This is a genomic window from Rathayibacter sp. AY1A7, assembly GCF_002930845.1.
Lineage (GTDB): Bacteria > Actinomycetota > Actinomycetes > Actinomycetales > Microbacteriaceae > Rathayibacter.
The window spans coordinates 1-20,571 of sequence record NZ_PSTL01000017.1 but is presented as its reverse complement, the minus strand read 5'-3'; the positions used below and the strand labels follow the sequence as shown (position 1 = coordinate 20,571).

The window sequence follows — 20,571 nt, the reverse complement described above, 5'->3', positions numbered from 1 at the left end:
GGAGGGAGCCCGCGTGCCCGAGGGTGACACCGTCTACCGATCCGCCCACAACCTCGCCGAGGCGCTGGACGGCGAGGTCCTGACCCGGTGCGACGTCCGCGTGCCGAAGTACGCGACGGTCGACCTCACCGGCGAGACGATCGACGAGGTCGTCCCCCGCGGCAAGCACCTGCTGATGCGGGTCGGCGACGCGCTGATCCACTCCCACCTCAAGATGGAGGGGAGCTGGCACCTCTACGCCCGCGGCGAGGGCGAGCGGCCGAAGTGGCACCGGCCGGCGTTCCAGGCCCGGATCGTCCTCGAGACCGAGGACTGGCAGGCGGTCGGCTTCGAGCTCGGGCTCCTCGAGATCGTCCCGCGCTCGGCCGAGGAGGACGTGGTCGGCTACCTCGGCCCCGATCTGCTCGGCGCCGACTGGGACGCGGACGAGGCGCTGCGACGCCTGTCCGCCGATCCGGAGCGGCCGATCGGGCTCGCGCTGCTCGACCAGCGGATCATGGCCGGACTCGGCAACGTCTACCGCGCCGAGCTGTGCTTCCTGCGCGGCGTGCTGCCCACGCGCCCGGTCGGCGGGAGCGGCGACCTCGTGCGCACCACCGCGCTCGCGAAGCGGCTCATCACCGTGAACCGCGAGCGGATCGAGCGCACGACGACCGGCAACCTGCGCCCGGGCCAGCAGCTCTGGGTCTATGGCCGCGACCGCAAGCCGTGCCGGCGCTGCGGCACTCCGATCGAACGCGGCGAGCTCGGCGACGACGAGCTGCAGCTGCGGGTCACCTACTGGTGCCCGCACTGCCAGAGCTGAGGCGCTAGTCCTCGACCGCGGAGCGGCGCCCGGGGACGTGCTTCTCGTGGACGCCGACGTCCGTCAGGCGCTCGATGCGGTCGACATGGCGGCCGGGCTCGCCGCCGTCCGCGACGATCCAGCTGCCGACGAGGAGGAACCCGTCGCGGCCGCCGGCCGTCAGCGGGCCCGTGATCGTGAACGACCCGAGCGCCGGAGTCGAGAACGCCACGCGCACCGGGTCCCCGTGCTCGAGCCCCTCGGCCGAGCGCTCCCCGCCGACCTCGTCGGCGTCCGGAGCCAGGGCGACGCTCTGGATCTCGGTCCCCGTGCCGAGGAAGACGTCCGCGACGACGAGCTCGCCGCCGACGGCCTGCCGGACGACCCCCTCGATCCCGTAGAGGCCGTAGCGCGGGGAGCGGACGAGGACGCGCACCGAGTCGCCGATCGCGACCTCGGCGAGAGCACCGCGGATCGAGGCGACGTCCCTCCGCGCGGGAGGGGCGGACAGGGCGTCGAGGATCGGGCTGGGCATCCGATCAGGGTAGCCGCTCCGGGAGCGCACCCGCCCGGCGGATCGGCGGCGGATCCCGGCCGGCTGAGGCGCCGGGTCGCATCGGCCGCCGACGCCGCGCGCGAGCGGCGGAGCACCGGCCGGAAGGCTCCGGCACCGCGAGACCCCGGCACTGCGGCGACACCGGCACCGCCGGGAACGACGAAGGCCCCGCCTGAGCGGGGCCTTCGGACGATGCGGAGTCGGTGGGATTTGAACCCACGGAACCCAATAAAGGGTTCTCCACCTTAGCAGGGTGGTGCACTCGACCGGACTATGCGACGACTCCCGAGCGCCCGCTGGCAGACGCACGACGACCATCATAACCGCACCCGCGAGGGCCTCGCGACACGGGCGCCCGCCCCTCCGCGGGAAGGCGAGAAGCCGCCTACTGGTCCGACAGGGGCCGGCCGATCGTGCAGGTCTCCTGCTGCGCGGTCTGCCCGGAGACGTCGCTCGGGAGGGTGACCGGCCCGTCGGGTGCGCTCGTCGCGGGGGCGTCGGTCGCGGGGGCGTCGGTGGCCGGCGACTCCGTGGCCGCCGGAGCGTTGGTCGCCCCGGGCTCCTCCCCCGTCGACTGCGAGCCGCCGCCGGTGGTGCCGCTCAGCGCGATCGGCTGGTCGGCGAGGAGCGCCGCGTTCAGCGCCGCCGCCGCGTCCTCGCTGGGGTACACGCCGTTGCCGTCGATGAAGGTCGGGTACTGCACGAAGACCACGTTCGCGAGGTCGACGTCCTTCACCGCGAGGCCGATCGACACGAGGGTGTTCACGTTCTCGAGCGAGGTGGAGAGCTGCATGTTCGAGACGGCCGCCTTCGCGAGGCCGTAGAGGTTCACCGGGTTCGAGAGCGTCGACGCGCTCTTCACCTTGCGCACCAGCGATGAGAGGTACACCTGCTGGCTCGAGATGCGGGTGAGGTCGCTGCCGTCGCCGACGCCGTGCCGGGTGCGGAGGAACGCCAGCGCCTCGGCGCCGACGAGCGTGTGCGTGCCCGCGTCGAGGTTCAGCCCCGTGTACTCGTCCTGGATCGGGGTGGCGACGCAGACGTCCACTCCGCCGACCGCGTTCGACATCTCGATGACGCCCTCGAACTGGATGAGCGCCGCGTAGGGGATCTCGAGCCCGGTCAGCTGCTCGACCGTCTGCACGGTGCACGCCAGCCCGCCGGCCTCGAGCGAGGTGTTGATCTTCGCCGAGTCCACCGCGTCCGAGACGGCGCCGGTGGCCGGGTCGGTGCAGGAGGGGATCGGGACGTAGAGGTCGCGGGGGAAGCTGACGACCTCCACGGTCGAGTGGTCGGCCGAGATGTGCATGAGCATCGTGACGTCGTTGAGGTTCTCGGCACGCTCGCCGTAGGCCCCGGCGGCCGATCCGTCGGCGCTGTCGCTGCCGGCGAGCAGGATGTTGACGCCGCCCTCGATCGCCCCGATCTCGGGCACGTCGCCTCCGCCCGAGTCGATCCCGAGGTCGACGGACGGACGCGCGCTCCCGGCGATCAGCGAGGCGGCGATCGCCACGATGCAGACCGCGCTGAGCACGCCGACGCCCACGCAGGCTGCGAGGATCCGCGCGGCGAAGCGCACGCCGCTCGGGCGGCGCAGGCGGCCGTGCCGTGCTGCTGTGGTCCGGGTGGACGCGCGTTCGCTCATCGGGTCGTACTCTCTCTCGGCTGCGGGACGCGTGTCGTCCCGGAGTCAGCGCGCGAGGTGGAGAGCACCCGTGGTGCCGCCCGCCCTCGGCTCAGCCGAAGAAGCCGACCGAGCAGGTCTGCTGGTCGGCGCTCTGGCCGGTGACCGATTCTGGCAGGGCAACCTTGGATCCGTCCTCGGGAGTCGCTGCAGGAGTGCCGGGTGCAGGAGTGCCGGGTGCCGCCTCGGCCGTCGCCAGCGGATCCGCGGTCGCCGGGCCCGACGGAGCGGCGGTATCGGCCGGGGCCGCCGCCTCGCCCTCCACGGTCGCGCCGGCGCCCGTGCCGCCGGTGATGGCGATCGGCTGATCGGTCTGCAGGGCGCTCGCCAGGACGTCGCCCGCGGCGCGGTCCGGCTCCACTCCGCTCGGAGTCGCCCCGGTCGGGTACTGCGCGAAGACGACGTCCGCGAGGTCGACGTCCTTCAGCGCGAGTCCCATCTGGACCATCGTGTTCACGTTGTCGAGACCGGTCGAGAGCGTCATGTTGCCGAGCGCCGCCTTCGCGAGACCGTAGAGCGCGACCGGGTTGAGGAGGGTGTCCGCGCTCTTGATCCGGCGCACGAGCGCCGAGAGGAAGACCTGCTGGTTGCTGATGCGGGTCAGGTCGCTGCCGTCGCCGATGCCGTGGCGGCTGCGGAGGAACTGCAGCGCCGCCATGCCCTCGAGCGAGTGCACGCCCGGCTCGAGGTAGGTGTTCGTGTAGGGGTCCGCGATCTCGGTCGCGACGCAGACGTCGACTCCGCCGACCGCGTTCGACATCTCGATCACGCCGTTGAACTGCACGACCGCGCCGTAGTCCACCCGGACGCCCATGAGGTCCTCGACGACCCCCGCCACGCAGCCGAGGCTGACGTCGCTGCCCATCGCCTCGTTGATCTTGGTGTCGTACCGGGCGGGGATCGTCTCACCCGTGGCGGCGTTCACGCACTCCGGGATGTCGACGTACATGTCGCGGGGGAAGCTCACGACCGTCGCGTTGCTGTGGTCGGCCGAGACGTGCATCAGCATGTTGACGTCGTTGAGGACGCTCGTCTCCTCGTCGGGGTCGCCGTAGGCGTCGCCCTGGCCCTTCCGCGAGTCGCTGCCGACGACGAGGACGTTGAAGCCGCCCTCGAGTGCGCCGATCTCCGGGGCGCCTCCGGCCTCGACGCTGGAGCCGGCCGCGCCCGGGTGCAGGTCGACCGAGGGCTGCACGGACTGGACGATCAGCGTCGCCGCGATCGCGACCACCGACACCGAGGCGACCACGCCGACACCGCCCACGAGGGCGGCTCCCTTCACCAGGGTCCGCGCGAGGGTGTGCCGCTTCTGGCGGCCGTGCCGTACGAAGGGGCGCGGCGTGCGCGGAGTGTCGCGAGTCTGTGTCGAAGGGCCCGTGCGGCGCATCCGTCTCCCGGTGTCGAGGCGTCAGTGGTGCGGAGGTGAGGGCCGGGCGTCGGTCCCGGGCGTCGCGCAATCCTATACAGAGGGGTGGCGCGTTCCGAAGGAGAGCGGGCGGCCCTCCGTCGTCGCGCGCCAGGACGGGCGTCGGAAGGCGCCGGCGGGAAGCGACGCGAAGAACGGGACGGCGTGGCGGACGGCGCGGCGGACGGCGTGGCGGAGGGCGTGGGATTCGAACCCACGAGACGTTTCCGCCCACCAGTTTTCAAGACTGGCTCCATCGGCCGCTCGGACAGCCCTCCCGGCCACTCCCGCAGGAGCGACACCCGATAGTAACCGCCGAGCGCGCGGGACCGTGGTCAGCGCAGCGCCGCGAGCGCGACCGCCACGCCGTCCTGGTGGACCGAGGGGATCACGGCGGAGGCCACGGCCCGCACCTCGTCGGGCGCCTGCCCCATCGCGAGCCCTGCGCCCTCGGCGGCGGCCCAGGTGAGCATCTCGATGTCGTTGCGGCCGTCGCCCAGCGCGACCACGTCGCTCCGCTCGATGCCCAGCTCCTCGCGGACGACCTCGAGCGCGGTGGACTTGTTGACGCCGTGCGGGGCGATGTCGAGCCAGGCGGTCCAGCCGATCGCGTAGCTGACCTGGTGCAGGCCCATCTCCTCGACCAGCGAGGTGAACTCCTCGATGCCGGTCTCGGGCGAGATCACGACGACGCGGGTGCACAGCCGGCCGAGCAGCTCCTCGAAGGGGACGTGGGTCGTCTCGGCACCCATCACGGCACCGCCCGGGAACGCCTCGGTGTAGAAGAAGGCGCCGTCCGCGTCCTCGACGGCGTAGTGCGCGTCGGGGAGGGAGCGGCGGATGGTCTCGAGGACCTCCGTCGGGTCGAAGGTCTCGACCGTCTCGGGGACGTACGCACCGGACGCGTCGCGGCGGAGCGTGACCGCTCCGTTGCAGCAGATCACGTACTCGGGCGAGATCCCGAGGCGCTCGACGACCGGCAGGGTGGAGGAGGGCGAGCGCCCGGTGGCGAGCATCACCTCGTCGCCCTGGGCGGCCACGCGGGTGATCGCGTCCGTCACCGCGCGGGTGATGGTGCCGTCCTCGTGCATGACGGTGCCGTCGATGTCGAGGGCGACGAGGCGGCGGCCGGAGGCGCGGGCCGCGCTCATGCGACGGGCTCGAGCACCTCGAGGCCGCCGAGGTGGGGCCGCAGCGCCTCGGGGACGAGCACCGAGCCGTCCGCCCGCTGGTGGGTCTCGAGGAGGGCGACGATCCAGCGGGTGGTCGCGAGCGTGCCGTTGAGGGTGGCGACCGGAGCCGTCCTCCCCGACTCGGTGCGGTAGCGGGTGTCGAGGCGGCGGGCCTGGAACGTGGTGCAGTTCGAGGTCGAGGTCAGCTCGCGGTAGGTCTCCTGCGTGGGGACCCACGCCTCCACGTCGAACTTGCGCGCCGCGCTCTGGCCGAGGTCGCCGGCCGCCGTGTCGATGACGCGGTAGTGCAGGCCGAGGCTCTGCAGGACGTCCTCCTGGTACGAGAGGAGGCGCGCGTGCTCCGCCTCGGCGTCCTCGGGGAGGGTGTAGACGAACATCTCGAGCTTGCTGAACTGGTGCACGCGGATGATGCCGCGGGTGTCCCGTCCGCCCGAGCCCGCCTCGCGGCGGTAGCAGGTGCTCCAGCCCGCGTAGCGCTTCGCGCCGCCGGAGAGGTCGAGGATCTCGTCGGCGTGGTAGCCGGCGAGGGCGACCTCGCTGGTGCCGGTGAGGTAGAGGTCGTCGTCGCGGAGGCGGTACACCTCGTCGTCGTGCTCGCCGAGGAAGCCGGTGCCGTCCATGATCTCGGGGCGCACGAGGGTCGGCGTGATCAGCGGGGTGAAGCCGGCGGCGAGCGCCTTCTCGAGGCCCAGGTTCATCAGCGCGATCTCGAGGCGGGCGACCAGGCCCTTGAGGAAGTAGAAGCGCGCGCCGCTGACCTTCGCGCCGCGCTGCATGTCGATGCCGTCCAGCAGCTCGCCGAGCTCGAGGTGGTCGCGCGGGGCGAAGTCGAAGACGGGGCGCTCGCCGACCGTCCTGACGAGCTCGAACGACTCCTCGCCGCCCGCGGGGACGCCCTCGATGATCGGGTTGGCGATGCGCTTCACCAGCACGGTGAAGGCGTCGTCGGCCTCGGACGCCTCCTGCTGGGCCTGCTTGGCGGCGGCGGCGAGGCGCTGGGCCTCGGCGACGAGGGCCGCCTTCTCGTCCTTCGGAGCCTTGGCGACGGTCTTGCCGAAGGCGTTCTGCTCGGCCCGGAGCCGCTCCGCCTCGGTGATCGCCGCACGGCGCACGCGGTCGGCCTCGAGCGCCTCGTCGACCAGCTCGACGGAGTCGCCGCGCGCCTCCTGCGAGCGCTTCAGGACGTCCGGGTTCTCGCGCAGAAGTACGGGATCAATCACCCCAGCAGTGTAGAGGAGGGCCGGGACGGGCCGCCGCCCGCGCGTACCCCCGGGACCGGCTGAGCATCGGCCGCGAGGAGGCATCCGATCGCGCGGACGGCTGCGAATGTGAGTCGTCCCCCGAGAACGTCCCCCCGCGTTCGACACCCCTGCTCCCCTGAAGGCTCTTCCATGCACGCCACCCCCCTCATCGACGCGACCCCCGGCGTCGTCCTCGAGCGCGACGGCTCCGTCGCCCGGGTCACCCTCAACCGCCCCGACGCCCTCAACGCGATCGACCTCGGCACCGCGCGACTGCTGCTGAGCACCGTCGCCGACCTCGACGCCGACGCCGGCTGCTCCGTCATCGTGATCGCCGCGGCCGGCCGCGCGTTCTGCACGGGCGGCGACATCTCGGCGATCATGGGGTCCGAGGACCCGGACCACTACCTGCGCGACGTCGCGACCACGACCGCCCAGGTGATCCGCCTGCTCGAGGACAGCCGCGCCGTCGTCGTCTGCGCGATCGACGGCATGGTCGCCGGCGCCGGCATCGCCTTCGCTTTGGCCGCCGACATCGTGATCGCGACTCCCGCCGCCCTCTTCCTCAGCGCGTACGGCGACGTCGGGCTCGTCCCGGACGTCGGAGTCACCGCCGCGCTCCCCCGCGTCGTCGGCCGCCGCCGCGCCCTGGACTTCGTGCTGTCGGGCCGCCCGGTCCGCGCGGCCGAAGCGCTGGAGTGGCAGCTCGTGACCGAGGTCGTGCCGCGCGCCGACCTCGCCGGTCGCGTCGACGAGCGCGTGCGCGCCCTGGCGGCGAAGCCGGCGCACGTCGCGTCCGCCGCCCGCCGCCTCCTGCGCACCGACCCGCTCGGCCGCGCCGAGCGCATCGTCGAGGAGACGGACACCCTGGTCGAGTTCCTGGCGGTCCCCGCCACGCGCACGCTCCTGGACGCCGAGCACGAGCGCCAGGCCCGCCGCGCCGCCCGGGCGACCGCCTCGCTCTGACCCGGCGCGAGCGTGCGCGACGACGCTCTGGCTCCGGGCCGGGCGGACGTCCGCCCGACGGCCCGCGGATCGGCCGGGCGTTCTCCTCCGATCTCGGCTACGGTGGTCCCCGCGAAGGGGAGTAGTTCCCACCGTCCGCCGAGCGGACGACGAGGCGCGTCGACATGCTGGTCCGGGACGATCCGGGCCCGGCGCTCCACCCCGGCTCCGGCCGGGGCGAACGAGACCTTCGGTCAGTCGACGCACGTCCTGACCGGTCCTCTCGCGCGGGTCGGCGGACCTGAGCCAGGAGATCGCATGGCGACCACCGCCCCCACCCCCAGTCCCGCCCAGGTGCGCCGCTGGCGCCGCTACCTCGCCGACGAGCTCGCCGAGGCCTCCGTGTACCGCGACCTCGCCGGCCGCCGCTCCGGCGAGGAGCGGGAGATCCTGCTCGCGCTCGCCGTGGCCGAGGGCCGCCACGAGGAGCACTGGCGCGAGCTCCTCGGCTCCGCGGCGGAGCCCGCGCCCCGCCCGGACCTCCGCACGCGCTTCCTGGGCTTCCTCACCCGCCGCTTCGGCTCCGTGTTCGTCCTCGCCCTGATCCAGCGCGCCGAGGCCCGCTCCCCCTACGCCGACGACGACGACGCCACCGAGGCGATGGCCGCCGACGAGCGGATCCACGGCGAGGTCGTCCGCGGGCTTGCGGAGCGCGGTCGCAACCGCCTCTCCGGGACGTTCCGCGCGGCGGTCTTCGGAGCGAACGACGGCCTGGTCTCGAACCTCGCCCTCGTGCTCGGAGTGGGAGCGAGCGGAGTCGGGACGGGGGTCGTCCTGTTCACGGGCATCGCGGGCCTGCTCGCCGGCGCCCTCTCGATGGGCGCGGGCGAGTTCGTCTCGGTGCGCTCGCAGCGCGAGCTGCTCTCGGCCTCCAGCCCGGACCTCGACGCGAACCGCATCGTCCCCGATCTGGACGTCGACGCGAACGAGCTCGCCCTGGTCTACCGCGCTCGCGGGATGACCCAGGAGCAGGCCGACGCGCGTGCCGCCTCCGTCTTCACGGGCCTGCGCGGCGGCGCCGTCACCTCCCCCATCACGCTGGGCGGTCCCGCAGGAGACCCCGACGTCGACGAGCACGAGTCGATCGGCACGGGCATGGGCGCGGCGCTGTCGAGCTTCTGCTTCTTCGCCTCGGGCGCGATCATCCCGGTGCTGCCCTACCTGCTCGGCCTGACGGGGCTCGCCGCGGTGGTCGTCGCCTGCGTGCTCGTGGGCATCGCCCTGCTCGCCACCGGCGCGGTCGTCGGGCTGCTCTCAGGCGCCCCGCCGCTGGCCCGGGCGCTGCGCCAGCTCGGGATCGGCTACGGCGCGGCCCTGGTGACCTACCTCCTCGGCCTGCTCTTCGGCGCGTCCGGAGTCTGAGCCTCGGCCTCGAGGAGCTGCGCGGACTCGCGCGGCTCCTCGGCGCGGGGCCGCACGACGACGCCGCGCCACCGCAGCGCGGCCACTCCGACCGCCAGCAGCAGCGACGCCGGCAGGCAGCCCAGCAGGGGGATGCAGGAGTAGTAGAGGAGCTGCCGCTGGATCCACGCGGGCGAGGGCACGTCGGAGTCGCCGTAGTAGGGCGGAGGCGGCGAGGAGTAGCCGGTGTAGAGGAGCGCGAGGCCGATCAGGGTCCCCGCGAGGCCGGTGAGCAGGAGCACGAGGAGCCACGGGTTCCTCAGCAGGGGCGCCTCGCGCGCGGGCTCGGCGGGAGCTGCGGGAGCGGGGTCGGCGGCCGGCTCCGGCAGGGGTGCGGGCGCGGTCTCGGCGCCGAGGCGGTGCGACCGCCGGCCCTCGGCGGCTCCGGCGATGTCGGGCAGGGCCATGATGCGGCGCGGTCCCGGCGCGAACGAGGAGCCGGGGCGGACCACGCGCGACTCCGGGGGCGCGGGACGAGCGGCGGCTCCGGACGTGGCGGCGGGAGCGCCGGGGGCGGCACCCGTGCCGGGCCTGGCGAACGCCCGCTCGTCGCCTCTCAGACGCTCCACCGGTCCCGAGAACCCGCGCTGGAAGGCCGGGTCGTAGCGCGGGTCGACCCGTTGGTCGTCGTCGTCAGTCATCGTCGCGACCCGTCATCGTCGTCCCCGGTCATCGTCGACCTCCGGCTCGTGGGAGAGGATCCCGCGCAGCCAGTCGCGGGCCTCGAGGAACACCTCGTCGTCGTAGCGTCGCACGGAGGTGACCGGGCGGCGGTCAGCGCGCGGATACGAGCCGAGGAAGATCACCTTCGGGCTGAAGCGCCGCAGCCCCATCAGCGCGTCGGCGACCCGCTCGTCCTGGACGTGCCCGTCGAGGTCGATGACGAACCGGTACCGGCCCAGGGCGTCGCCGATCGGCCGCGACTGGATCATGCTCAGGTTCACCCCGCGGGTCGCGAACTGCTCGAGCATGTCGAGCAGGGCGCCCGGCTGGTCGGCCGGGAGCTCGGCGATCACGCTGGTCTTGTCGGCGCCGGTCGGCTCGGGCAGCGCGTGCGAGCGCGAGACGTGCACGAAGCGCGTGACGGCGTTCGGGTTGTCGCCGATCCGCTCCGCGAGCACCGCGACGTCGTGGTGGGCGACGATCCCGGGAGGGGCGATGGCCGCGTCCGCGGGAGATCCGCCCAGCAGGTCGACGGTGGCCTGGACGTTGCTGGAGGCCGGCAGGTGCTCGTGGCTGGGGATCTCGCGGTCGAGCCACACCCGGCACTGCCCGTAGGCGACGGGGTGCGCGGCGATGGTGCGCACCTCCTCGAGGCTCGTCCCCGGGCGGCCGACCAGGATGAACGACACCGGCACCAGGTACTCGCCGACGATGCGCAGCCCCGGGATCCGCGCCAGCGCGTCCTGCGCGGCCGTCACTCCGCCCTCGACCGAGTTCTCGATCGCGATCACCGCGCCGTCGCTGCGGCCGGTGACCAGATCGCTCAGCGCCTCCCCCACGTTCGCGACGCTGCGCCACAGCTGTCCGCGCGCCTCCGGGACCTGCGCGAGGGCCGCCTCCGTGAACGTGCCGCTGGGCCCGAGATAGCTGTAGGCACGGGTCTCGGGGGCGCTGTCGGGCATGGCGCAAGCCTAGCCAGCCGCGGTACCCCTGGAGGGGGCCGAACTGCCACTATGGACCGCATGACCGATCGCGCAGGGAAGCCGGCACAGGCCTCCGATCTCATCGACGTCGAGGCCCTCGTGAGGGCGTACTACGAGAAGAAGCCGGACGTCTCCGACCCGGCTCAGAAGGTGGTGTTCGGCACCTCGGGCCACCGCGGATCCTCGTTCGACACGGCCTTCAACGAGGACCACATCGCCGCCGTCACCCAGGCGATCGTCGAGTACCGGACGGAGCAGGGCATCACCGGCCCGCTGTTCATCGGCGCCGACACGCACGGGCTCTCCCGCCCGGCCCTCACCACCGCCCTCGAGGTCCTGGTGGGCAACGAGGTCCGCGTGCTCGTGGACGAGTTCGACGACTTCGTGCCGACGCCGGCGCTCAGCCACGCGATCCTCCGCTACAACAACGACCCCGCGCACACCGACCGGGCCGACGGCATCGTGGTCACCCCCTCGCACAACCCGCCCCGCGACGGCGGCTTCAAGTACAACCCGCCGCACGGCGGCCCCGCCGACTCCGACGCGACGACCTGGATCGCCGACCGGGCCAACGAGCTCATCGCCGACGGCAACCGCGGCGTGACCTCGGCCGAGCCCTCCGCGGTCGAGACCTACGACTACCGCACGCACTACGTCGCGGACCTGGCGAACATCATCGACCTCGACGCGATCCGGAAGGCCGGCGTGCGGATCGGGGCCGACCCCCTCGGCGGCGCCTCCGTGCACTACTGGCAGCTGATCGCCGAGATGCACGGCCTCGACCTGACCGTGGTGAACGGGGAGGTCGACCCGGCCTGGGGCTTCATGACCCTCGACTGGGACGGCAAGATCCGGATGGACCCGTCCTCCCCCAGCGCGATGGCCTCGGTGGTCGCGCGCGCCGGCGACTTCGACATCCTCACCGGCAACGACGCCGACGCGGACCGGCACGGCATCGTCACCCCCGACGGCGGGCTGATGAACCCCAACCACTACCTGGCCGTCGCGATCGACTACCTCTACCGCCACCGCACCGGCTGGCGCGAGGACGCGGCGATCGGCAAGACGCTGGTCTCCTCCTCGATCATCGACCGGGTCGCGGAGTCGCTGGGCCGGCGCCTCTGGGAGGTCCCGGTGGGCTTCAAGTGGTTCGTCCCCGGGCTGGTCGACGGCTCGGTCGGCTTCGGCGGCGAGGAGTCCGCGGGCGCCTCGTTCCTCCGCTTCGACGGCACCGTCTGGACCACCGACAAGGACGGCATCCTCCTCGCGCTGCTCGCCTCCGAGATCGTGGCGGTCACCGGGAAGAGCCCGTCGGCGCTCTACCGCGAGCTGACCGAGCGCTTCGGCGACCCGGTCTACGAGCGCGTGGACGCGGTGGCGACGAAGGCGCAGAAGGCGGCCCTCGGCAAGCTGGACGGCGACGCGATCGCGGCGACGACCCTCGCCGGGTCCGAGATCACCGCGAAGCTCTCGAAGGCGCCCGGCAACGGCGCGGCCGTCGGAGGCGTCAAGGTCGTCACCGAGGACGCCTGGTTCGCCGCGCGCCCCTCCGGCACCGAGGACGTCTACAAGATCTACGCCGAGAGCTTCCGCGGCCTCGACCACCTGCACGAGGTCCAGGCCGAGGCGCGCACGATCGTGGACGCGGCGCTGAACTCCTAGGCGCTGCGCTCCGTCGCCCGAGAAGGCTCGTTCTCGGAGTGGAGAACGAGCCTTCTCGGGAGACTGAGCGGCGGTGAGGCGGGGCCGGCTACCAGCGCGGGTGGACGGTGGGGCGGAAGTGGGTGTCGTAGAGGGCGTTCACGGCCTCCATGAAGGCGGGGCCGAGGGGCGCGGCGGAGGCGGCGGCCGCGTTGGCGCGGGCCTGCTCGGGCGAGCGGGCGCCGGGGATCACCGAGGTGACGCCCTCCTGCTGGATGATCCAGGCGAGCGCGGCCGCCGCGGGGGCGAGGCCGTGGTCGTCGGCGAGGCGGGAGAACTCCTGCGCGGCCTCCACGCCGGTCGCGAAGTCGACGCCCGAGAAGGTCTCGCCGACGTCGAAGGCGGAGCCGTCGCGGTTGTAGCTGCGGTGGTCCTCCGGCGCGAACACGGTCTCGGTCGTGTAGCGGCCGCTGAGCAGGCCCGAGGCGAGCGGGACGCGCGCGAGGATGCCGACGCCGGCCTCGCGGGCGGCGGGCAGCACCTCGTCGAGCGGCTTGAGGCGGAAGGCGTTCAGGATGATCTGGACGCTCGCGACGTTCGGGCGGGCGATGGCGGTCAGCGCCTCCTCCGTGCGCTCGACCGAGACGCCGTAGGCGGCGATCGTGCCCTCGGCGACGAGGGTGTCGAGGGCGTCGTAGACGGCGTCGTCGGAGTAGACGGAGGTGGGCGGGCAGTGCAGCTGCACCAGATCGAGAGTGTCGACGCCGAGGTTGGCGCGCGAGCGGTCGGTCCAGGCGCGGAAGTTGTCGAGCACGTAGTTGGCGGGGATCTGCTCCGCGCGACGGCCCATCTTGGTGGCGACGAAGACCTGCGCGTCGGGGTGCGCCGCGCGGTAGGCGCCGATCGTCCGCTCGCTGCGGCCGTCGCCGTAGACGTCGGCGGTGTCGAAGAGGGTCACCCCCGACTCCACTGCGGCGTCGAGCACGGCGAGGGCGTCGGTCTCGGCGACGTCCCCCCAGTCGGCACCGAGCTGCCAGGTTCCGAGGCCGACGACGGAGACGGGGGCGCCGGTGCGTCCGAGGATTCGAGTTTCCATGCCTCCACCGTAGGTGCGGCCGAGCCCGCGGCGGACCCCCTTGCGCGTGCTCTAACGTCGAGGGCATGCCCCTCCTCGTGCTCGGAAGCGCCAACCTCGACCACGTCCACCGGGTCGCCCGCATCCCCGCTCCCGGAGAGACGGTGCTCGCCCTCGACGCGAGCACCTTCCCGGGCGGCAAGGGCCTCAACCAGGCCGTCGCGGCCGCACGGACCGAGCCCGGCACCGTCTTCGTCACGAGCCTCGGACGCGACTCGGCGGGAGACCGGCTCGCCGCGGTCCTCGGCGAGGAGCCGCTGGAGCTGCGCGCCCGCCGCGGCGACGTCCGCACCGGCACCGCGCAGATCACCGTTGACGAGCGCGGGGAGAACGCGATCGTCGTCGACTCCGGAGCGAATGCCGCCCTGGTCGGGTTGACCGCCGAGGAGTCGGCCCTGGTGGCGGCGGCCGACGCCCTGCTCCTCCAGCTCGAGATCCCGACGGCGACGGTGACGGAGGCGGCCCGCGCCGCGCGCGCCGGCGGCACGGTGTCGATCCTGAACGCCGCCCCGATCGGCCCGCTGCCGGAGGAGCTCCTCGCGGTGCTCGACGTGCTGATCGTCAACGAGCACGAGGCCCGCGAGCTCGCCGCCGATCGCGGCATCACCGCCGCCGACGACGACGCGCTAACCGCTGCCCTCACCGCGCTGGTGCCGCTCGTGCTGGTCACCCTCGGCTCCGACGGCGTCGTCGTGGCGGTCCGCGACCGCGAGCCGGAGCGCACCCCGGCCTTCCGGGTGGAGGCCGTGGACACCACCGGCGCCGGCGACACCTTCTGCGGCGCCTTCTCGGCCCGGCTCGCCGCCACGGGAGCACGGCTCGACGATCCGGAGCAGCTGGTCGCCCTCACCCGCTGGGCGAGCGCGGCCGCGGCGATCTCGGTCACCCGCGCCGGAGCGGCGGTGTCCGCGCCGACGGCGGCCGAGACGGACGCGTTCCTCGCCGAGCGCGCCTGAGGGGGAAGCTCTTCGGGGAGGCTCGCCTGAGCGGGAAGCTCCTCAGGGAGGACGGAGCGGACACCGACCTCGGGCGCCCTGCAGCACCGTCGCTCCGGTCGGCACGGTGCACTCCGGAGAAGCACGAGAGCGCTCGGCCCGGCTCCGCTCCTCACGGCGGGGCGTCCCGCCCGGCGGACAGCCGCGCCCGCTCCCCGATCCGGCTAGTCGATCGCGGCGACCCGGACTGTCACCCGCGGCCGCAGCTCCGGATGCACCCGGACGCACCACTCGCGCACCGCGGCTCCGATCGCGCGCGCCACGTCCGGCGCGGACGCCTCCGCGGTCACGCAGAGGTCGACGGCCACGGACACCTCGTCCCCCGCGACGCGGACCAGAACCGGATCGGCCAACGTGCCGCCGCTCGCGGTGCCCAGCGGCTCGACCACGATCCCGGTCGCGCTCAGCGCCGTCGCCGCGTGCGCGAGCACGTCGCGCACCTCGGGCCTGGCCGGCATCAGGGTCGCGACGCCGTCCAGGGCGCGCAGCTCCGCAGCGAGCGCGGACACCGGATCGACCGGGGCCGCCGACTCGAGGCCGCTCACGACTCCTCCGTCCCGGGGACATAGACGTCCTCCACGCGGACGTCGATCCTCGACACCCGCAGCTCGGTCTGGGTCAGCAGCCGCGAGTGCACGCGCTCGCGCACCTGCTGGGCCGCCTCGGCGATCGGCACCCCCCAGAAGACCGAGATCGTCAGCTCCACCACGACCTCTGCGCCCGGCTCGGCGATGTCGCCGACCAGGCGGCAGCGGCCGACCAGCACGCCGGCGACGCTGTCCCCCGCCTCGCGCACGAGTCCGCGGACCGCTCCCTCGGTGATCGTGAGCGCCACGTCGGGCTGGACGCTCGCCAGCGGGATGTCGCGTCCGGCCCGCGACTCGCGGCGGACCTGGGTGAGGATCGAGCCGAACCAGCTCTCCTCCGGCGCGGGCAGGCGTGCGGCGTCGTCGTCGATGAGCGCGCCGGAGAGGGCGCGCACGCGCTCGAGGGCGCGCAGAGTGCGCCGGTGCTCCGGCGACTCCTCGATGGCGGGGTCGTACGGCGTGCGCCCGCGGTCGAGGTAGTCGCTCAGCTCGTCGATGCCGATGCCGTCGCCCTCCTGCTCCGTCGCGTCCGCCTCCTGCTCGAGCGCGGGCGGCAGCACGACGTCGTGCTCCCCCGCGCGCTCCGGCCCGTCGCCGGGACCCTGGTCCGCGTTCATCGCGTCTGCTCCCTCATCGCCAGTCCTCCATCGCCACGACCAGCGACTCGCGCGCGCGGGCCAGCTTGCCCCGCACGGCGGTCACCGTGAGACCGAGGTGATCGGCGATCTCGTTGTACGACTCCCCGCCGACCTCGCGCAGCACCCAGCACTGCCGCTGCGACTCCGGCAGCTCGGACAGGGCGTGCGCGAGAGCCCGCATGGCGTCGCTCTGCTCGGCGGCCTCGAACGGGCCGGGCTCTCGGGCCGGGGGATGCTCCACGGCGTCGACGTCGTCGGTCGGGCGGCGCTGGCGCAGCAGGTCGACGCTGGAGCGGCTGACGATCCGCATCATCCAGCTGCGCACGCTCGCCGGCTCCTTGAGCTGCGGGAGCTGCGCCCAGACCGTGATCAGCGCGTTCTGCACGGCGTCGGAGGCGTCGGCCTGCGAGCCGGTGAGGCGCCAGGCGTAGGCGCGGAGGATCGACTGGTGCCGCTTGACGAGCACCTCGAAGGCGCGCACGTCGCCCTCGGCGGAGCGCTCGGCGAGCAGCGCGTCGCTCGCCGCTTCCAGTCCGGGCACGGCGCCTCCTCCCTCTCCGCTCACGCGGCCTCGGGCCGCCTCTCAGGTGACGCTCAGGAAAAAGTCCACCGAGCACCGTGACGAACGCCGTCCGGGCTCCGTCTCACTCATGAAAGCACAGCCCGACCGGATTTCCGCCGGGCCTTCAACCCCGGTCTGCTCAGCAACGGCAGCCGATGAGACGTCCAGGAGACCTCATGAGCGACACCACGCGCACCCCCTCCACCGCCCGCGTCGACAAGACCTCCGTCGACACGGTCACGAGCCTCGGCGGCTCCCGGACCTCCGGCACCGCCCAGGGCACCACGGTCATCGACGACAGCGTCGTGGCCAAGGTCGCCGGCATCGCGGCCCGCCAGGTGCCCGGCGTCTTCGCCCTCGGCAACAACGCCGCCCGTGCCTTCGGCGCGATCCGCCAGGCCGTCGGCGGCGCCGACCACGCCCAGGGCGTGAGCGTCGAGGTCGGCGAGACCCAGGTCGCGGCCGACGTGACCATCGTCGTCGAGTACCCCGTGCCGATGCAGAAGGTCGCCGACTCCGTCCGCGCCGCCGTCTCCGAGGCCATCACCGAGCTGGTCGGCATGGCCGTCTCCGAGATCAACGTCGCCGTCGTCGACGTGCACATCCCCGGCGACGACAAGGACGACGAGGCCACCGAGAGCCGCGTCCGATGAGCGACTTCCAGCGCCCCGCGCCCACCGCCCCCGGCGGCCGCAGCACCGTCCTCGGTGTCGTGGTCGGCGCGATCCTCGCCTTCGCGGCCCTGATGTTCGGCTTCTGGGGCTTCGTCCTCACCGCCCTCTTCATGGCCCTCGGCGTCGTGATCGCCCGCATCGCCGACGGCACCCTCGACGTGCGCAGCCTCGTGGACGTGTTCCGCGGCCGCACCACCTCCCGCTAGGAGCCCACTGTGACCGCTCTCGACACGCGTCCCGCATCGCCGGTGGCGGGCACCGTCACCATCACCGTCCGCTCCATCGAGCGCGCCGCCGTGGCGATCGTCCACGAGGAGCTGGGCGTGGAGGTCTCCGCGATCCGCGTCCGCCTCTCCGACGACCGGGGCGGCCTCGCCCTCGCGGTGACCGCGCCGGTCGTCGTCGAGCCGGGCACCGCCCCGGCCGGCGGCTCCCTGCTCGAGCGCCTGCACGGCGACCGCACCCGCATCGCCTCCCGCATGGAGGCGCTGACCGGGCGCACCGTCAGCCGGATCGACATCCGGGTCACGGGCACCCGCACCCGAAGCACGAGGAGAGTCGCATGAGCCCCGCACTGTCGGCGCCCGACACCCGCTACAGCCGCTACCTCCGTCGCGAGACCCACAAGTCCCGCTCCGCCGCGCAGATCGTCGTCCTGGTGCTCATCGCCCTGGTCGCGGCCTACGTCGGTACGGAGGCGGTGCTCGCGATCCTCGGCGCCGCGCCCCTGCTCGCCGCACCGTCCGCCCTGCTGGGCGCGATCGTCGGAGTCGCGTCGCTGGCGAACCCCGCCCTCATCGGCGTGGCCGTCGGCACGGGCGTCCTCGCCCTGGTCCTGCTGGTGCTCGCACTGGCGCCCGGGGCCCGGGCCCGCCACACCGTGGACGACGACCGCCTCGCCGTGGTCGTGGACGACGGCGTGATCGCCTCCTCCCTGGCTCGGGCAGCCCGCACGGCCGCCCACTCCCGCCGCGAGGACACCCGCGCCTCGCTCGGCCGGCGCACCGCACTGGTCGAGGTGACCCCCGCCTCCGGCATCGCGGTCGACCGCGACGCCGTGCAGAGCGCCGTCGACGAGGAGCTCGCCCGCATCGGCGCGAAGCCCGCCCCGCGCTCCACCGTCCGCGTCTCGACCTCCGGGAGGATCTGATGACCACGAGCAACCGCTTCGTCAACCGGCTCGTCCTGCTCGTCGTGGGCCTCGTGCTCGCGCTGGTCAGCGCCGGAGCCGTCCTGATCGCCGTCTCGCAGCCGGTCCGCGACTCCGTCCTCTCCTTCGCCGACGGCGAGGGCGCGGCCCTGGTCTCGCGCCTCTCCCCCGAGGAGGGCACCGCCTGGAGCGATGCCGCCGTCCTGTGGCCGCTCTACGCCGTCGTCGGAATCTGCCTCCTCGGCATCGTCCTCGCGCTGGTGATGGCCTTCGCCCACGGTCACGGCCGCACCGGCACCGTCCTCCGCGACGAGGCCGAGGGCACGCCCGCCGGAGGGATCGAGATCGCGACCGGCTTCGCGGAGGACGTCCTCGAGACGGCTCTCGCCGGGCGGACGGAGCTCCTCGACGTCACGGTCGCGGCCTACCGCCACGGCTCCGAGACCGCGCTGAAGGTGCGCGTCCTCCCCCGCGGCGGCGTCTCGCCCCGCACCGTGGTCGACGCCGTGCACCAGGAGGTTGACGCGCTCGACGCCCTGCTCGGCGCCCGCCTGCCGGTCCTGCTCGAGGTCGCCTCGAGCGCCCGGGCCGGCTTCTCCAAGGAGGACCGGGTCGCCTGACCCCGGTCCCGCAGCTTCCCCGGCACCCGCCGGCGGATGGTCACACCGAACAGAAGGAGCCCCTCATGGGTGCAGACGACAAGATCCGCAACGCAGCCGAGAACCTGGTCGGCAAGGCCAAGGAGGCCGTCGGCAAGCTGACGGACAACGAGCGCCTCGAGGCCGAGGGCCAGGCCGACCAGACCAAGGCCCACACCAAGAAGGTCGGCGAGGACGTCAAGGACGTCTTCAAGAAGTGATCTGACCGGAACCTCGACGGGGCCGTCACCGCATCAGCGGTGACGGCCCCGTCGTCGTGCGTGGAGCGGGTGCGTCGAGCGTCAGACGCCCCAGAACATGATCCGGCCGGCGGAGGCCGCGTCGATGCTCTGGTCGTGGTTGTCGGCGGTGTGCGAGGAGTAGAGGATCCTGTCGCCGTCGACGCTGGTCACGACGCCCGTGTGGTCCCAGTCGCCCGAGCCGTCCCAGTCGAACTGGACGATGTCGCCCGGCTTCACCCGGCTCCGCTCGGAGTCGGGGATGGCGGTCGCGCGCTCGGGGTGCGCGGCGAGGTAGGCGTTGAACGCTGTCGACGACGCCCAGGCTGAGCTGTAGCCGCCGGAGGAGGAGTAGCTCCACTCGCCGTCCATCTCCCAGCCGCGGGCGATCAGCGACTGCGAGGTGAAATTGACGCAGTCGTTGCCCGAGATCACGCCGTACTGGGCCGAGTTGTAGTCGTTCCAGTAGGTGGAGAGGTAGTCGAGCTGCGAGGCCAGGCGGCTCGCGTCCAGCGCGGCCTGGGCCTTCGCGGCCTCGATCGCCGGGTCGGGCGTGTAGGCGAAGGTGATCGCCGAGGCGACGACCTTCGTGCTGGCGAGCACGCCGGTCGCGGCGGGGCTGGGAGTGGCGGTCGCGGTCGGGGCGGCGAGGTCGGTCGAGGCCTCGGCCGTCGTGCCCTCCGCGGCGCCCGACGTGTCGACGGCCGGCTGCACCGCGTCGGCCGGGGTCCCGTCGACGGTGACCGCCGCGGCGGAGTCGGTGACCGCGTCGAACGTGATGGCCTGACCGTCGGCGTCGAAGAAGGCGACCGGGACCTCGCCCGCTGCCTCTCCGTCGGCCGGAGGGGCGGTGACCGTGATCTGGTCGGGGTTGTCGACCGCGACGCTGCCCTCGGCCTCGCCGAAGCGGACGGTGGCGACCGAGTCCAGGTTCGATCCCTCGAGCGTCACGCTCGTGCCGCCGGCGACGGTGCCGGAGGTGGTGGAGACGGAGCTGAGGACGACCCGGGCGGAGGCAGTGGTCGCGGGGAGCACGGCGACGCTGGTCGAGGTCGGAGCAGCGGAGGGCGTCGCGGTGGCCGACTCGGCCGAGGAGCCGGTGCCGACGGTGAGGCTCAGGCTCGACGCGACGGCCACGACGACGAGCCCGCCGGAGACGGCGAGCGCCAGCGTGCGCGGGGACGGGCGGAAGAAGGAGGCTCCGCGGCGGGCGGGCGCCGTGCGGAGCCGGTGCCCCTCCGCTTCGCGGCGGTCGCGGCGGGACGAGAACGATCCCTCCGGGGCGGGGTGCACCGGGGCGGGAGCCGAGGGCTGCGCGGGAGCGGCGGCGGGTGCGGCGGGCCGGATGCGGCCCTCGCGCTCGCGGGCCTCGCGGCGGGTCAGCGGAGCGCCGGGGG

At 73.6% G+C, this 20,571-nt stretch carries 23 protein-coding genes and 2 tRNA genes; 11 read left to right on the top strand and 14 right to left on the bottom strand.

Annotation, left to right across the window (positions count from 1 at the left end):
• The first annotated feature begins 13 nt into the window (after positions 1 to 13).
• On the top strand, positions 14 to 805 hold the full coding sequence (locus C5B95_RS12775; protein ID WP_104349340.1) for a DNA-formamidopyrimidine glycosylase family protein: 792 nt from the start codon (positions 14 to 16) through the stop codon (positions 803 to 805).
• 4 nt (positions 806 to 809) lie between these two features.
• On the opposite strand, the gene C5B95_RS12770 is transcribed toward C5B95_RS12775, so the two are convergent.
• The 7 genes from C5B95_RS12770 to serS form a co-directional block, all read right to left on the bottom strand.
• Positions 810 to 1,319, bottom strand: coding sequence for a hypothetical protein (locus C5B95_RS12770; RefSeq protein ID WP_258059995.1), 510 nt, complete (start codon positions 1,317 to 1,319; stop codon positions 810 to 812).
• Between the two features lie 216 nt (positions 1,320 to 1,535).
• Positions 1,536 to 1,626, bottom strand: a tRNA-Ser gene (locus C5B95_RS12765).
• A gap of 99 nt (positions 1,627 to 1,725) precedes the next feature.
• Entirely contained in the window at positions 1,726 to 2,985 is a 1,260-nt protein-coding gene (locus C5B95_RS12760) for an LCP family protein (protein ID WP_104226775.1), read from the bottom strand.
• A 91-nt stretch (positions 2,986 to 3,076) separates the two neighbouring features.
• Positions 3,077 to 4,306, bottom strand: coding sequence for an LCP family protein (locus C5B95_RS12755; RefSeq protein ID WP_258059994.1), 1,230 nt, complete (start codon positions 4,304 to 4,306; stop codon positions 3,077 to 3,079).
• 313 nt (positions 4,307 to 4,619) lie between these two features.
• Positions 4,620 to 4,707 (bottom strand) — tRNA-Ser (locus C5B95_RS12750).
• Positions 4,708 to 4,764: 57 nt separating this feature from the next.
• Complete coding sequence (locus C5B95_RS12745) at positions 4,765 to 5,580, bottom strand: HAD family hydrolase (RefSeq protein ID WP_104263216.1); 816 nt, start codon at positions 5,578 to 5,580, stop codon at positions 4,765 to 4,767.
• Positions 5,577 to 6,842 carry a serine--tRNA ligase gene (gene serS / locus C5B95_RS12740; RefSeq protein WP_104233941.1) on the bottom strand — a complete coding sequence of 422 codons (1,266 nt, stop codon included), beginning with the start codon at positions 6,840 to 6,842 and terminating at the stop codon, positions 5,577 to 5,579. The genes C5B95_RS12745 and serS overlap by 4 nt, the downstream gene beginning before the upstream one ends.
• A gap of 171 nt (positions 6,843 to 7,013) precedes the next feature.
• Here serS and C5B95_RS12735 point away from each other — a divergent pair, with 171 nt between their 5' ends.
• Together C5B95_RS12735 and C5B95_RS12730 are read left to right on the top strand one after the other, a co-directional pair.
• Positions 7,014 to 7,829 carry an enoyl-CoA hydratase/isomerase family protein gene (locus C5B95_RS12735; protein WP_104349339.1) on the top strand — a complete coding sequence of 272 codons (816 nt, stop codon included), beginning with the start codon at positions 7,014 to 7,016 and terminating at the stop codon, positions 7,827 to 7,829.
• 297 nt (positions 7,830 to 8,126) lie between these two features.
• The gene (locus tag C5B95_RS12730; RefSeq protein WP_104224963.1) at positions 8,127 to 9,230 is read left to right on the top strand and encodes a VIT1/CCC1 family protein; all 1,104 of its coding nucleotides are present in this window, start codon (positions 8,127 to 8,129) and stop codon (positions 9,228 to 9,230) included.
• Here the strand turns inward: C5B95_RS12730 and C5B95_RS12725 are convergent.
• Positions 9,191 to 9,910, bottom strand: a complete 720-nt coding sequence (locus C5B95_RS12725) for a hypothetical protein (RefSeq protein ID WP_104349338.1) — start codon at positions 9,908 to 9,910, stop codon at positions 9,191 to 9,193. The two genes, C5B95_RS12730 and C5B95_RS12725, sit on opposite strands and share 40 nt — an antisense overlap.
• 12 nt (positions 9,911 to 9,922) lie before the next feature.
• Entirely contained in the window at positions 9,923 to 10,894 is a 972-nt protein-coding gene (gene pheA / locus C5B95_RS12720) for a prephenate dehydratase (RefSeq protein ID WP_104349337.1), read from the bottom strand.
• 60 nt (positions 10,895 to 10,954) lie between these two features.
• Between pheA and pgm the strand changes: the two genes are divergently transcribed.
• Entirely contained in the window at positions 10,955 to 12,577 is a 1,623-nt protein-coding gene (pgm, locus tag C5B95_RS12715; protein WP_104224971.1) for a phosphoglucomutase (alpha-D-glucose-1,6-bisphosphate-dependent), read from the top strand.
• An 88-nt stretch (positions 12,578 to 12,665) separates the two neighbouring features.
• On the opposite strand, the gene C5B95_RS12710 is transcribed toward pgm, so the two are convergent.
• Complete coding sequence (locus C5B95_RS12710; RefSeq protein WP_104349336.1) at positions 12,666 to 13,652, bottom strand: aldo/keto reductase; 987 nt, start codon at positions 13,650 to 13,652, stop codon at positions 12,666 to 12,668.
• 65 nt (positions 13,653 to 13,717) lie between these two features.
• Between C5B95_RS12710 and C5B95_RS12705 the strand changes: the two genes are divergently transcribed.
• Complete coding sequence (locus C5B95_RS12705) at positions 13,718 to 14,647, top strand: ribokinase (RefSeq protein WP_104349335.1); 930 nt, start codon at positions 13,718 to 13,720, stop codon at positions 14,645 to 14,647.
• 203 nt (positions 14,648 to 14,850) lie between these two features.
• Here C5B95_RS12705 and C5B95_RS12700 read toward each other — a convergent pair whose 3' ends face one another.
• Genes C5B95_RS12700 through C5B95_RS12690 form a run of 3 tightly spaced genes read right to left on the bottom strand, consistent with a single transcriptional unit; the run spans position 14,851 to position 16,452 of the window.
• Complete coding sequence (locus C5B95_RS12700) at positions 14,851 to 15,231, bottom strand: hypothetical protein (RefSeq protein ID WP_104349334.1); 381 nt, start codon at positions 15,229 to 15,231, stop codon at positions 14,851 to 14,853.
• The gene (locus C5B95_RS12695; protein WP_104233947.1) at positions 15,228 to 15,890 is read right to left on the bottom strand and encodes an Asp23/Gls24 family envelope stress response protein; all 663 of its coding nucleotides are present in this window, start codon (positions 15,888 to 15,890) and stop codon (positions 15,228 to 15,230) included. The genes C5B95_RS12700 and C5B95_RS12695 overlap by 4 nt, the downstream gene beginning before the upstream one ends.
• Before the next feature lie 13 nt (positions 15,891 to 15,903).
• A complete protein-coding gene (locus C5B95_RS12690) occupies positions 15,904 to 16,452 on the bottom strand; it encodes an RNA polymerase sigma factor (RefSeq protein ID WP_104224956.1) in 549 nt (182 codons plus the stop codon).
• A gap of 197 nt (positions 16,453 to 16,649) precedes the next feature.
• Between C5B95_RS12690 and C5B95_RS12685 the strand changes: the two genes are divergently transcribed.
• The 6 genes from C5B95_RS12685 to C5B95_RS12660 all read left to right on the top strand — a co-directional run bounded on the left by C5B95_RS12685 (position 16,650) and on the right by C5B95_RS12660 (position 19,156).
• Positions 16,650 to 17,126 (top strand): Asp23/Gls24 family envelope stress response protein, encoded by a 477-nt coding sequence (locus C5B95_RS12685; protein ID WP_104349333.1) that lies wholly within the window; start codon positions 16,650 to 16,652, stop codon positions 17,124 to 17,126.
• The gene (locus C5B95_RS12680; RefSeq protein WP_104224954.1) at positions 17,123 to 17,353 is read left to right on the top strand and encodes a DUF2273 domain-containing protein; all 231 of its coding nucleotides are present in this window, start codon (positions 17,123 to 17,125) and stop codon (positions 17,351 to 17,353) included. Before C5B95_RS12685 ends, C5B95_RS12680 begins: the two co-directional genes overlap by 4 nt.
• A 9-nt stretch (positions 17,354 to 17,362) precedes the next feature.
• Positions 17,363 to 17,713, top strand: coding sequence for a hypothetical protein (locus C5B95_RS12675; protein ID WP_104224953.1), 351 nt, complete (start codon positions 17,363 to 17,365; stop codon positions 17,711 to 17,713).
• Positions 17,710 to 18,297, top strand: a complete 588-nt coding sequence (locus tag C5B95_RS12670; protein WP_104349332.1) for a DUF6286 domain-containing protein — start codon at positions 17,710 to 17,712, stop codon at positions 18,295 to 18,297. Before C5B95_RS12675 ends, C5B95_RS12670 begins: the two co-directional genes overlap by 4 nt.
• Positions 18,297 to 18,917 (top strand): hypothetical protein, encoded by a 621-nt coding sequence (locus tag C5B95_RS12665; protein ID WP_104255675.1) that lies wholly within the window; start codon positions 18,297 to 18,299, stop codon positions 18,915 to 18,917. The genes C5B95_RS12670 and C5B95_RS12665 overlap by 1 nt, the downstream gene beginning before the upstream one ends.
• 65 nt (positions 18,918 to 18,982) lie before the next feature.
• A complete protein-coding gene (locus C5B95_RS12660; protein ID WP_104226788.1) occupies positions 18,983 to 19,156 on the top strand; it encodes a CsbD family protein in 174 nt (57 codons plus the stop codon).
• A gap of 81 nt (positions 19,157 to 19,237) precedes the next feature.
• On the opposite strand, the gene C5B95_RS12655 is transcribed toward C5B95_RS12660, so the two are convergent.
• A partial coding sequence (locus tag C5B95_RS12655; RefSeq protein ID WP_104349331.1) for an amidase domain-containing protein occupies positions 19,238 to 20,571 on the bottom strand: 1,334 nt, incomplete at its 5' end.